Source organism: Clostridium rhizosphaerae (assembly GCF_016765585.1).
In the GTDB taxonomy this organism is placed as follows: domain Bacteria; phylum Bacillota; class Clostridia; order Clostridiales; family Clostridiaceae; genus Clostridium_AT; species Clostridium_AT rhizosphaerae.
The window spans coordinates 157,299-169,602 of the sequence record NZ_JAESWC010000004.1; the positions used below are offsets into that span (position 1 = coordinate 157,299).

General features: G+C 34.1%; 12 protein-coding genes and 2 pseudogenes. 6 read left to right on the top strand and 8 right to left on the bottom strand.

All coding sequences use genetic code 11. The annotated features are described in order from the left end of the window. Positions 1–39: 39 nt before the first annotated feature. Genes JK636_RS10855 through JK636_RS10865 form a run of 3 tightly spaced genes read right to left on the bottom strand, consistent with a single transcriptional unit; the run spans position 40 to position 2,207 of the window. Complete coding sequence (locus JK636_RS10855; RefSeq protein ID WP_202748975.1) at positions 40–813, bottom strand: tyrosine-protein phosphatase; 774 nt, start codon at positions 811–813, stop codon at positions 40–42. A 35-nt stretch (positions 814–848) separates the two neighbouring features. Continuing rightward, positions 849–1,517, bottom strand: coding sequence for a CpsD/CapB family tyrosine-protein kinase (locus tag JK636_RS10860; RefSeq protein WP_202748977.1), 669 nt, complete (start codon positions 1,515–1,517; stop codon positions 849–851). 12 nt (positions 1,518–1,529) lie between these two features. Beyond that, positions 1,530–2,207: a YveK family protein gene (locus JK636_RS10865; RefSeq protein ID WP_202748979.1), complete on the bottom strand. Its 678-nt coding sequence runs from the start codon at positions 2,205–2,207 to the stop codon at positions 1,530–1,532. Between the two features lie 283 nt (positions 2,208–2,490). Here JK636_RS10865 and JK636_RS10870 point away from each other — a divergent pair, with 283 nt between their 5' ends. The 3 genes from JK636_RS10870 (at position 2,491) to JK636_RS10880 (ending at position 5,284) form a co-directional block, all read left to right on the top strand. Beyond that, positions 2,491–2,955 (top strand): DUF4342 domain-containing protein, encoded by a 465-nt coding sequence (locus JK636_RS10870; protein WP_202748981.1) that lies wholly within the window; start codon positions 2,491–2,493, stop codon positions 2,953–2,955. A gap of 111 nt (positions 2,956–3,066) precedes the next feature. After that, positions 3,067–3,750 carry a response regulator transcription factor gene (locus JK636_RS10875; RefSeq protein ID WP_202748982.1) on the top strand — a complete coding sequence of 228 codons (684 nt, stop codon included), beginning with the start codon at positions 3,067–3,069 and terminating at the stop codon, positions 3,748–3,750. Beyond that, on the top strand, positions 3,743–5,284 hold the full coding sequence (locus tag JK636_RS10880) for a sensor histidine kinase (protein ID WP_202748983.1): 1,542 nt from the start codon (positions 3,743–3,745) through the stop codon (positions 5,282–5,284). The genes JK636_RS10875 and JK636_RS10880 overlap by 8 nt, the downstream gene beginning before the upstream one ends. Positions 5,285–5,385: 101 nt before the next feature. On the opposite strand, the gene JK636_RS10885 is transcribed toward JK636_RS10880, so the two are convergent. Then, positions 5,386–5,658 (bottom strand): hypothetical protein, encoded by a 273-nt coding sequence (locus JK636_RS10885; protein ID WP_202748984.1) that lies wholly within the window; start codon positions 5,656–5,658, stop codon positions 5,386–5,388. 17 nt (positions 5,659–5,675) lie between these two features. Further along, entirely contained in the window at positions 5,676–5,831 is a 156-nt protein-coding gene (locus JK636_RS10890; RefSeq protein ID WP_202748985.1) for a hypothetical protein, read from the bottom strand. Positions 5,832–6,243: 412 nt separating this feature from the next. Here JK636_RS10890 and JK636_RS10895 point away from each other — a divergent pair, with 412 nt between their 5' ends. The 3 genes and pseudogenes from JK636_RS10895 (at position 6,244) to JK636_RS24140 (ending at position 7,452) form a co-directional block, all read left to right on the top strand. Further along, positions 6,244–6,513 carry a helix-turn-helix domain-containing protein gene (locus JK636_RS10895; RefSeq protein ID WP_202748986.1) on the top strand — a complete coding sequence of 90 codons (270 nt, stop codon included), beginning with the start codon at positions 6,244–6,246 and terminating at the stop codon, positions 6,511–6,513. Between the two features lie 272 nt (positions 6,514–6,785). Continuing rightward, a pseudogene (locus tag JK636_RS23875) lies at positions 6,786–7,124 on the top strand (IS3 family transposase); the annotation flags it as partial. A gap of 205 nt (positions 7,125–7,329) precedes the next feature. Beyond that, positions 7,330–7,452 (top strand): IS3 family transposase, encoded by a 123-nt coding sequence (locus JK636_RS24140; RefSeq protein ID WP_420839271.1) that lies wholly within the window; start codon positions 7,330–7,332, stop codon positions 7,450–7,452. A 161-nt stretch (positions 7,453–7,613) separates the two neighbouring features. Here the strand turns inward: JK636_RS24140 and pyk are convergent, their stop codons facing one another. From pyk to JK636_RS10920, 3 genes and pseudogenes are all read right to left on the bottom strand, one after another. Beyond that, positions 7,614–9,371, bottom strand: a complete 1,758-nt coding sequence (gene pyk, locus JK636_RS10910) for a pyruvate kinase (RefSeq protein WP_202748988.1) — start codon at positions 9,369–9,371, stop codon at positions 7,614–7,616. A gap of 334 nt (positions 9,372–9,705) precedes the next feature. Continuing rightward, positions 9,706–10,665, bottom strand: coding sequence for a 6-phosphofructokinase (pfkA, locus tag JK636_RS10915; RefSeq protein ID WP_202748989.1), 960 nt, complete (start codon positions 10,663–10,665; stop codon positions 9,706–9,708). 248 nt (positions 10,666–10,913) lie between these two features. After that, a pseudogene (locus JK636_RS10920) lies at positions 10,914–12,125 on the bottom strand (helix-hairpin-helix domain-containing protein); the annotation flags it as partial. Positions 12,126–12,304 lie beyond the last annotated feature (179 nt).

Sequence of the window (12,304 nt, forward strand, 5' to 3'; positions counted from 1 at the left end):
TATTTTGTCGAATAGATAAAAAACCAGCTGTACCTATAGTCAGCTGGTTTTAAACAATCCGAAGAAGCCAAACTTCTTTTTATTTTTCTTTACATGTAAAGGTTCAACTTCTTTTCCTTCTATTATTTTATATTGATTTTCATTAATCCACTCATAAAGCTCATCATTTTTGCGCTTTACAACCTCAAAGGCACTTTCTATTTTAGTAGTTCTCCTAGTGTCGTCATGCGCATCACTGCCGATTAAATGAATTAAATTACGTTCTACTAAATGCTCTGCAAACGCCTTAATATCCTTACCGTATATTCCTCTTAAACTTCCCGCATTTACCTGGGCTAGTATACCTTGATCTACTAAATTCTCAAGCAGGGAAACATCTTTCATTATTCTCAAGTTTCGTTCCGGATGGGCAAGTATAGGCCTAGCTCCTTGAAGTCTAAGTTCATAAAAAATATCCTCTGTGTAAACAGGGAACTGCTGCATAGGAAGTTCCACAAGAATATATGGTGTTAAATTAATACCCCAAACCTTTTTCTCACTATAAAGCTTAGGCAAATCCGGGTGCATATAAAGCTCTAGGGCAGGCAGTATTTTTATGTCTATTTCTTTCGTCTTACATAAAGTCTGCAGATTCTCAAGCTTTTCATAATATAGTTTCTTATCTTGAACAACTTCTCCCGGTATAAAGTGCGAAGTAGCACAAATATACTCTGTACCTTCATCTACCGCAAGTCTTAACATATCTATAGACATATCAAAGCTCTTTGAACCATCATCAATGTAAGGTAAAACATGGCTGTGAAAATCTATCATAATAGCTCACCCCCATAATTTCAATATAATATTTTTTATTTATAATCGTAGTTATAGTAATAATAGCTTCTAGAATTCTGAGGAACCTTATTAATTACAACACCTAGTATCTTTCCTCCAACCTTTTCAATATGTTCCTTGCCTCTAATCATTGCATCTTTTTCAGCTTGTCCATAACCTGCTACAAAAACAACTCCATTACAAAAAGTTGAAAGAATTTGTGCATCAGTAACAGCTAAAACCGGTGGAGCATCAAAAAGAATTACATCAAAGTATCCGTGAAGCTCTTCAATAAAGCTCTTCATTTTTTTACTTCCTAAGAGTTCTGCTGGATTTGGAGGTATTGGTCCGCTGGTTAAAACATAAAAATTATTAATAGTAGCCGCCTTTATAACCTCTTCCATAGTCTTTTCTTTAGACAAAATGCTTGTAAGTCCAACCTGATTGGATACCCCTAGCTTTTTATGAATAGTAGGTTTTCTAAGATCACAATCTATAAGAAGAACTTTTTTACCGCTTTGAGCCATTGTCACGGCAAGGTTAGATATAACTGTACTCTTACCTTCACCAGGTTGTGTTGAAGTAACCACTATTGTTCTTATATCTTCATCTAAAGAAGAAAATTGTATATTTGTTCTTAAAGTTCTAAAGGCCTCCGCAGCCTGCGACTTTGGATTTTTTATTGAAATCATTTCATTTAGCATATCTTCACCTCACTATTTTTCAGAATCAACGATTACAGGAATTGTCCCGATTACAGGAATTCCTAAAAGCTTTTCTATATCTTCCGGTGACTTTACTGTATTATCTAAGTATTCAAGCAAGAACACTACTCCAACAGAAACCATTAAACCTAGAAAACACGCTATTGCCATGTTTAACTTTGGCTTAGGGTTATCTGGAGATGTAGGCAATTCAGCAGGATCTAATATTTGAACATTATCAACCTTTTTAATATTTGCGCTTACTTCTTTAAGTGACACAGCTAATTGATTTGCTATCTCCATTGCCTGTTTGGCATCTCTTGATTTAACTGTGATTGTCAAAAACTCAGTATCACCTTTTGGTGCAACAGATATCATTCCTTGAAGCTGTTCTGCTTTCATATTAAGTCCAAGCTTTTGAATAGCATTTTCAGCCACAGTTCTTGAAGTGACTAACGTGCTATAGGTTTTTACTAGCTTTTGGTACATCATGACATCATTATAATTTTGAGTAGTAGTTTTGGCATCTCCAGCATCCTGTTTGCCAATTATTACCGATATGTCTGATTTATAGGTAGGCTTAATTATAAAATAGCTGGCAACGCCGCTTATTAATGTAGCAATTAGTGTTATAACAACTATTAATGACCATCTTTTCTTCAAAATATTCAAGTATTCGTGTAATTCCATCGTCATCCTCCTACAGCATTTTATTTTTATAGACAACCTCTATTTATTATATAGCATGAATAGACAATTTTAAAGACTTTTTATCGACTTTATTCTGGCAAATTATATTATTGCTGATTTTTAAATGGTTAAGCAGCCATATATTTAAGCTCCTCATATTTCAGTGCACTCTTTTGCTTAATATTTTTCTAATCAAATTCTAATCTTTCATTAATGGTGCTCTAATTATTGCTTACTATAATAAAAGTATCAAATAAATAATAAATTTTTGGAGGAATGAAAAATGTCAGTTAATTTAGAACAAATTGAAGCTTTAAGAGAAAGAGCAAATGTAAGTTATGGTGAAGCAAAGGAAGCATTAGAAATTTGTAATGGAGACTTAGTAGAAGCACTAATTTATTTAGAAAAGAATAACAAGATTAAAAGTGAAAGGTGCAGTGCAAAGAGTATGGGTCTATGGGAAACTATTAAGAAGATTATAAAAAAAGGTAACAGTACAAGATTTGTAATCAAGAAAAATGAACGTGAAGTTTTAAGCATGCCTGTTACTATAGCAGTAATAGCTGCTATAATAGCACCGCCACTTGCAGCAATAGGAATCATTCTAGCGCTTATTACAAGCCATAGATTTAGATTTGAAAGCAAAGATGGTGAGGGCATGGAGATAAATAACACTTTAGACAAAGTTTCTGAAGCTGTAGACAATGCAAAGCAAAAAATAGTGGAAACTGAACCAGTAAATCAATAATACTGAAATAACCTGCATAATGTAGGTTATTTTCATATGACAATCAATAGGTATTTCCTCTTGATTATTGTATAATAATAGAAAGTGAATATTAATAGGGGGAAATACCTTATGGCAAAGGAAAAAATACTTATAATTGAAGATGAACTGAAAATAGCAAGATTTGTAGAGCTGGAGCTTAAATATGAAGGCTATCTAGTTGAACAATGCCACGATGGCAGAGAAGGCTTACAAAGAGCATTAGAGGGTGATATAGATTTGATTATTCTTGACATTATGCTGCCTTCAATGAATGGAATGGAAGTTTTAAGAAGATTGAGGCAACATTCAGAGATACCGATTATAATGCTTACTGCTAAGGATCAAATAATGGATAAGGTTATGGGCCTTGATATGGGTGCAGATGATTACCTTACAAAGCCTTTTGCTATTGAAGAATTATTGGCAAGGATAAGAGCTGCACTAAAAAGAAAAAAGGCCACCGTTCAAGAAGCTAAGGTTATTCAGATTAATAATTTAAAATTGGATTTAGATAAATATAACGTATCTTTTAAAGATGAAATTATTGACCTTACCAAAAGGGAATTTGAGCTCTTAAAGTACCTTATGGAAAACCAGAATATTGTTTTAACCAGAGAGAAGATACTGGATAGAGTATGGGGTTATGAGTACTTTGGGGATACCAATGTAGTTGATGTTTATGTAAGATATTTAAGAAGTAAAATAGATGATAGATTTGATAGAAAACTGATTCATACTGTTCGCGGAGTGGGGTATCTTTTAAAAGATGAATAATAAAAGGAAAATTAAATTACTAATTAAATATTTTGTAAAGCAGAGCCTTTTAATACTTAAATTAGCTATAACTGAAATTAGACGGCCTATTAAAAGCGCATATGACAGCTTTATTGAAAAATTGAGGTTTTCTATAGCCTTTAAAATCAATATAGCCTTTGTTTCTATGATTATAGGCTTTTTCTTTTTTCTAAGCTTAGCCATAGCAGCAGGTTTTGGATTTTATCTAGGGTACAGTGCTAAGGTTGATATGGAGAAGGACGTTTCTCTTATTACTTCATATTCAAACGGGAATATTGAATCTATTTATGAGTCAATTGATAAAATTTCAAAATTGAAAAATAGGCAGATTTCAATATTTGATTATAGTGAAAAGCTTGTGTTTACCTCGGAAGAAGAAAAGAATAAGGTACATTATTATGTAAAAGATAAGTCTGCACAAGATAGTCAAGATAGTTATGTGCTTATTTTAGGAAGCGATATCTCCTTTCACTTCCCCACTAATGCTACAAATACATCCACCAGATTTTTTATGGTGCTAAATGAAAATATTACTGTAGAAAATAAGGATTATAAAATACAAGTAGTTAATAAATTAGGTAATGAATTTATGTACATGGGCATCTTATTTAGCGCTCTTTCAATTATTTGTGTAATAACAATTATAAATACATTAATAACAGGCTGGAAGGCTAGCAAAAAGATACTAAAACCAGTAGGAAAGATGACTGAGACTGTACAAAACATTACTATTAACGCACTTGATACCCGTCTTGATATTGGCGGCTCTCAGGATGAGCTTAAGGATTTGGCCCATACCTTTAATGATATGCTGGATAGGCTGCAGGAGTCTTATGAGAAGCAAAATCAGTTTGTTTCAGATGCGTCTCACGAACTTAGAACTCCTATAGCTGTTATTCAAGGTTATGCAAACCTTTTGGATAGATGGGGTAAAAATGATAAGGAAGTGCTGGAAGAATCAATTACAGCTATAAAGTCTGAATCAGAAAATATGAAAGCTCTAGTAGAGCAGCTGTTGTTTTTAGCCAGAAGTGATAAGAACACTCAAAAGGTTGAAAAAACTGACTTCTATATAGATGAACTCATAGAGGAAATAGTAAAAGAAACAAGGCTTATTGATATAAAACATCAAATAATGTGTGAAAGAAATGAAAGGACTAAGTTTAATGCAGATAAAAATCTAATTAAAGAAGCCTTAAGGATATTTATAGATAACAGTATAAAATATACTCCTGAGAATGGTTTTATAAAAGTAAGCTCCTTTGCAACTCCAGAAGGTGTAAGTATATCCGTGCAGGACAGCGGCAATGGAATATCCAAGGAAGATTTACCTCATATATTTGATAGATTTTATAGAGCCGATAAGTCAAGAACAAAGCAAAGCGGCGGAACTGGCCTTGGCCTTGCCATAGCTAAGTGGATTGTGATGAAGCATAAGGGAACTATAGAAGTGGAAAGTCAATTAGGAGTAGGAACTAAAATAAATATAAAATTACCTAAAGAAGATTCATAGATTTGTACTAAGTCAAATCTATGAATCTTCTTTTTTCTACATCTCCCTGTCAGGCATATACTCCACATCCACATTCTTTTTATAAAGTCATTCTACATTAATCACAGCCGCTCTCTTTTACAAAGAAATGAATCTCTCGCTAAAAAGCTCGTAGGCTTATTATAGCACTTGCAGTAACATAGTTTATTAAGCTGTCTTTTAAAAGATGGCAGAGCTAGTACTTCATGACTTACATTATGATCCTTGCAAAACTTTGCAAACCTATCGTAGAAAACATTATAGTTAAGCCTCAAAACAAAATCTCCATCAATATCCATAGTAGAATCATAATCATAACCTCTCTCAAGAAGTCTGTTTACTGCCATACGATTCATAGTTTCTAAGGACTCTTCTATAATACCTTGCTGTTGTGTCCATAATCTAATAAATCAGAAAAAGCAATTTGTCTTATACTTTTTAAAACTTCATTAATATTCACACCAGAGGCTTCATTAAAATCAACCTGAAACTTATCAAATACTTCCTTTAAAAGCGCAATACCCAGCATGCAATTTGTAACAGAATTTGTAACAGAATTTCTAACTCTCTCATTAGCAAAATCCTTTCCAGAAAGCTTTTCATAAATACTTTCATGCAGAGAGTCATATTTTTTATGCAGAGAAAATGGAAAGTTACATTTGAGGAGAAATTATCGGCTGTTAAAAATTATATAGAAGGAAGTAAAAGTTAAGGACTGCTAGCAAAGGAACATAGAGTTACAAAAATTTCAGTGAAACTATGGATTCCTTTGTACAATTCAATGGGGGAAGTTGGGCTCATTACTTCAAACAAAAATGTTAGTTACTCCGAGGAAGTGAGATACGCAGCTGTACAGAAATATCTTCAAGGTACTGCTTCAAAGTTAGATATATGCAAAAAAATATAAGATACGTTCAATTGCTCAACTGTCTAACTGGATTTTGAAGTATAATAGTCATGGAAAGTTAAAACCTTCGGGGTCAGTAGAAAAAGCAATCATGACTAAAGGTCACATTACCACATTTGAAGAACGTATTGAAATAGTTAAATACTGTATTGAGAGCGATAGAAACTATAATGAAATAGCTGAAAAATATAAGGTTTCTTATCAGCAAGTTCGAAGCTGGACTGTGAAATATACTGAATTTGGCATAGATGCCCTATTAGACCGCGGGGAAAACGAAAAGCCAAAGGCCAGCTTACAGAGCTAGAAAGATTAAAGGCTCAGAACAAACTTTTAGAAGCAAGAAATGAGAGATTGGAAATGAAGAATGAATTGCTAAAAAAACTCGAAGAGATATAAAGGAGGCGGTTTTAAGTCTAGTTAAACAGGAAGTGTATATATTACTATAAAGATGATTTCATAGCAAAAATACTATCCTATTTCAGTTTTGTGGGAGATCGCTGAAATTAGCAGATCATCTTACTATAAGTGGCTTCATAGAGAAAAAAACAAAATGAACTTCAAAACAAAAATCTTCTTTCTCTTATTAAAGAAGATTACGAGGAAAGAGACGGTATATTAGGTTATAGGCAGATAACAATAAAGCTTCGCCGTGAACATAATCTTAAGATAAACTATAAACGATTTTATCGTCTGATGAAGATAGTCGGCCTAAAATCTGTGTCCAGAAAAAAGAACTATAACTCTATAAAGTCAACTCCTGAAGTTATAGCAGAAAATATACTAAATCAAGACTTTAAGGCGCAACATACCTGTGAGAAATGGCTTACGGATGTAACAGAATTTAAGTACGGCAACGAAAAAAAGGCATACTTAAGTGCAATTCTTAATTTTGGGGATAGGAGCATAGTATCTTAAGTCATCGGACATTCAAATAACAATGCTCTTGTGTTTGAGACTATTGACTTAGCACTTTCTGATCATTCAAATGCAAAACCTATCTTTCACAGCCACCGTGGGTTTCAGTATAAAAGTAACGTATTTAAGTCGAAGCTTGATAAGGCTATAATGATACAAAGTATAGCGAAGGTAGCCTGATGCATGATAACGGTCCTATGAAAGGATTTTAGGGCTTCTGAAATTCGAGATGTACTATCTGTATAAGTTTGATGACTACGAGGTTCTGAAGAATGCTGTTGAGGAATATATATACTATTACAATACCAAAAACGTTTGTGCTGTATGACTCCGCTGGGATACCGAAGCTACCTTTCCGGTATTTCCGCATAAAGAAAGTACCAACCTTTTTGATTGGTACTTTAACAAGAATTTTTATTTCTTTCACTGTCTACTTGACATGGGGCAGTTCAATGTGAGCACTCTTATTTTTATAAGTTTCATATTTTCTTATATTACTCCAACTTTTCCGCTGTAAACAATTCCTCTTCTAATATCCATAGTTATAAATGCACCTGTTTTTACTGTTCCAGTAACGCCTTGTGCACTTAAAATCATTGGTATTTCTTTTAAAGCGCATTGTATAGCAACATCTGCATCAATAGCATCTGCTTCTGCAATTATACCTGTAACTTTGTCTAGGATACCCATATATTCTGCAGTTATTGTTTTAGCAACCAATATATTTCCTTCGTCTAAATTCTTTAAAGCTTCACTATAGCTTTCTACTACAACAGCTGTTCCGAAAGCTGGTCCTGTTCCTTTTGATTTTCCCTGAGCGAGTATGTCTCCAACAACGTGTACCTTCATCATATTTGTTGTTCCTGCATAGTCAACAGGAATACCTGCTGCGATAACAAGTAAATCTCCTCTTCTTACGTAACCAGCTTCTGTTGCTATTTCAGCAGATCTGTCAATAACCTCGTCAGTGTTGCTCATCTTAGGAGCAAGTAATGGAAACACCCCCCAATTCAATGCCAGACGTCTTGCCACCGTGTCATATGGAGTTACTGCGATTATAGGACATTCTGGTCTGTAAGCCGAAACCATTCTTGCAGTATGTCCTGTTTGAGTTACAGTTATTATTGCTGCTGCCTCTAAGTCCATAGCTGTATTACAAGTTGCAAGGCTAATTGCATGAGGTACGTTAGGTATGCGGTTTCTTCTTCTCTTCTTAAGCTTTTCTTCGTAGTTAAGAGCCTTTTCTGCTCTTTCAGCTATCTTAGACATTGTATCAACTGTTTCTACCGGATATTTTCCATTTGCAGTTTCTCCGCTTAGCATTATTGCATCTGTACCATCAAATATGGCATTTGCAACGTCTGAAGCTTCTGCTCTTGTTGGTCTTGGATTTTTAATCATGGAGTCAAGCATTTGAGTTGCAGTTATAACTGGCTTTCCAGCTTCATTGCATTTTTCTATAATCATCTTCTGAACTACAGGAACCTCTTCTGTAGGTATTTCAACTCCAAGGTCTCCCCTTGCTACCATTATTCCGTCTGAGAATTTAATTATTTCATCTATGTTATCTACACCTTCATGGTTTTCAATCTTAGAGAAGATAAGAATATCTTCGCCGCCGTTCTCTTGAAGGAATTTTCTAATATGAAGTACGTCTGCTGCTTTTCTTATAAAGGAAGCCGCAACCATATCTACACCCATTTCTATTCCAAACTTTAAGTCATCGATATCTTTTTCAGTTACTGCTGGAAGAGTAGTTACAACCCCTGGAACGTTTACGTTTTTATTGTTTCCAAGGCTTCCGCTGTTTCTTACTCTGCAGTAAATTTTGTTTCCTTCAACAGATTTAACTTCAAGTCCTACAAGACCATCTGCTATAAGAATTAAATCTCCTAGTTTAACATCCTTGTAAAGGTCTTTATAGCTTACTGAGCAGGTTGTATTGTTTCCAAGTACCTCTTCTCCGCAAACTACAGTAAAATCTGTTCCTTCCTTAAGCTCTACGCTTCCGCCTTCAAACTTCCCTGTTCTTATTTCTGGTCCTTTTGTATCTAAAATTATGGCAATAGACTTATTGTATTTTTCTCTTAAGCTTTTTACCATGTTCATTCTTCTTCCATGTTCCTCATGATCCCCATGGGAAAAGTTGTGCCTTGAAGCATTCATACCTGCTTCTATAAGTTTTGAAAGCACCTCTTCACTTTCACTTGAAGGTCCTACTGTGCAGATTATTTTTGTCTTTCTCATATGTAATATAACTCCCTTCATTAATTAATAATTAACAATTAATAATTAATAATTGTTTTTTGGGGTGGTTCGTTTTTCCAAAAGGAAAAACATTTCTTGGTGTGCGGTTTGTTATGTATTTAGTTATCTTGGTATGTATAGTTTATCATATTTTATAAAACTTAATTATCATTTTTAGGGTTAATTACTAAACTAGCGAACATATATAAAATATGGAAGATGAAGCATATAGCTAACCTAGAACTTCTTTGTGCAGCTATCAGCTCATTGTACATATTTTATATATGTTCGCAATGATTAGCAACTAAACCCTAACATAAACTAACCTTTAATTTTAATAAGATAATGATTTTGCTATTTCATAAAGCTTTTCGTCAAACTTTCTTGGTATTGCCAAAGCTTCATTTGTATCTAAATCTATTATGTCTCCGCCTTTAATTCCTATTACTCTTCCTGTTTTTTCTTCCATTAAAAGTTCTACAGCTCTTGCTCCCATTCTTGAAGCTAAAATTCTGTCAAAGGCAGATGGACTTCCTCCTCTTTGAATATGTCCAAGTATTGTAGCTCTTGTTTCAATTCCTGTTATGTCCTCAATCTTTAAAGCAAGTTCATTTGCTCCTCCGACACCTTCTGCTACTATTATAAGGTTGTGAAGCTTGCCTTTTTGTTTTCCATCTAATATAGTTTTACAAACTTCATCTAAACTATAATCTTTCTCAGGAACTATTACGCTCTCTGCTCCGCCGGCAAGTCCTGAAAATAAAGCTATATCGCCGCAGTTTCTTCCCATAACTTCAACAATGCTTATTCTTTCATGTGAAGTTGAGGTATCTCTTAATTTGTTAATTGCATCTAATACTGTATTTAAAGCTGTATCAAAACCAAGTGTATATTCAGTATATGCAAGGTCGTTGTCTATTGTCCCAGGTATACCTATAGTTTTAACTCCAAGCTCTGATAAAAGCTTAGCTCCTGTAAAGGAACCATCTCCACCTATAACAACTAGTCCATCTATTCCATAAACCTTAAGTATTTGTGCAGCCTTTTGTCTTACTTCTAATTTTTTAAACTCAGGGCATCTTGCTGTCTTAAGAATTGTTCCGCCTCTATGAATAATATCGGATACGCTGTGTCTGTCCATTTCAAATATTTCTCCATTGATAAGCCCGCTGTATCCTCTATGAATTCCCATTACCTTTAAACCTTTATCAAGTCCTGCTCTAACAACTGCTCTAATGGCAGCGTTCATTCCTGGTGCGTCTCCTCCGCTAGTTAGTACTGCAATTGTCTTCATTTAGTATAGCCTCCTTATTCCCACAAAGTATACTGTATAAAATTCAACCATGTTGGACATTTTATGTCCCATGTGTATTAAAAAAATCTAAAAATTGACCCACTTTAATTTTAGCTCAATAATATAAAGTTTGCAAGAAGCTAATGAAGAATTAATAATGAAAAATGAAGAATTTTGGAGAAAAATCCTGCGGATTTTCTACAATTGAAATTATAATTATTAATTCTTCATTCTTCATTTTTTCATTATTATTGCACTTTCACGTTTTCTTCTCCAAACTGTCTCTTTAAATAATCTAAAAGTTCTTCATCAATCTTTACCCAATAGTCGCTTGGAAGTGAAAATTTTTGTCTTTCTTTTTTTGTGCACATATAAACCTGCTGCCCGCCTTTGTAGTCAAGCAGAGTGTTTTTTATTTTGTCGAAAGCTTCTTTTCTTAGCTTTTCTTCTTCAACTAAAATATATACCTTATCGTTATTAACTTTCATTAAAGGCTCTATAGTTTCGCAGAGTATTTTGGGCTGCTCTTCTTCTCTTATGCTTACTCTTCCACTTATCAAAACAACACTGTCTTCCTCAATATTCTGCCTGTATTTTTGAAGAACCTTTGGAAAGATAATAACCTCAATACTTCCATACATATCTTCAAGTCTAATAAAAGCCATCATATCATTATTTCTTGTGATTTTTTTATTTACTTCTGCAATAAGCCCGCCTATTATGACCCTGTCTCCATCTTTTATTCCAGAGCCCTGCTCAATTATCCCTTCCTCCAAAACCTCAGTTGATATTATTTCTGTAATTCTTGTATTTGTTCTAAGATTTAGAGTTTCTTCAAATTCTTCAAGAGGGTGTCCAGACAGATAAAGCCCTGTCATTTCCTTTTCCATAGCCAAAAGGTATTTCTTCTCAAACTCTTTTATATTTGGATACTTAACTTCAATATCCCCAAAGTCCTCTTTAAAGTCTGCAAAAAGACTCATCTGACCTTGAATATTTTTCTTTCTCTCATTGCTGACTCCATCTAATAGCTTTTCATAGACCGCAAGCATTTGGGATCGAAACACCTTAAAGCAGTCAAAGGCTCCTGCCTTAATCAGGCTTTCTATTGCTCTTTTATTTACCTGGGAAATATCTATCTTATCATAGAAGTCCGAAAAGTTTTCAAACTTTCCTTTTTCTTCTCTTGACTTTACTATGCTTTCAATTACATTTATTCCAACATTTTTAATTGCTGCCAGCCCAAAACGAATTTTTCCCTCTTTAACTGTAAACTTTGAAAAACTTTCGTTTATATCCGGCGGCAGAACCTTTATCTGTAGTTCATTTGCAAAACGTATATAGAAGGCTACCTTTTCACTTGTCCCCATAACGCTGTTTAGCATTGCTGCAATGAACTCTGTTGGGTAGTAGTGCATCAGATAGGCTGTCTGGAAACCTACTACTGCATAGGCTGCTGCCTTTACCACTCTTGCTTTCACAAGCCTAATCTTATTAGTTGTGGTCTGGACTATACCATATACTAAATAAATAACTTAGTATCTTCTATTATAGTCTCTGAACGTCTTTCTGATATAATCTATCGTATTTTCTCATCATTTAGGTATTAGAAACGATAGTTATATTTAGAAATTTCGCT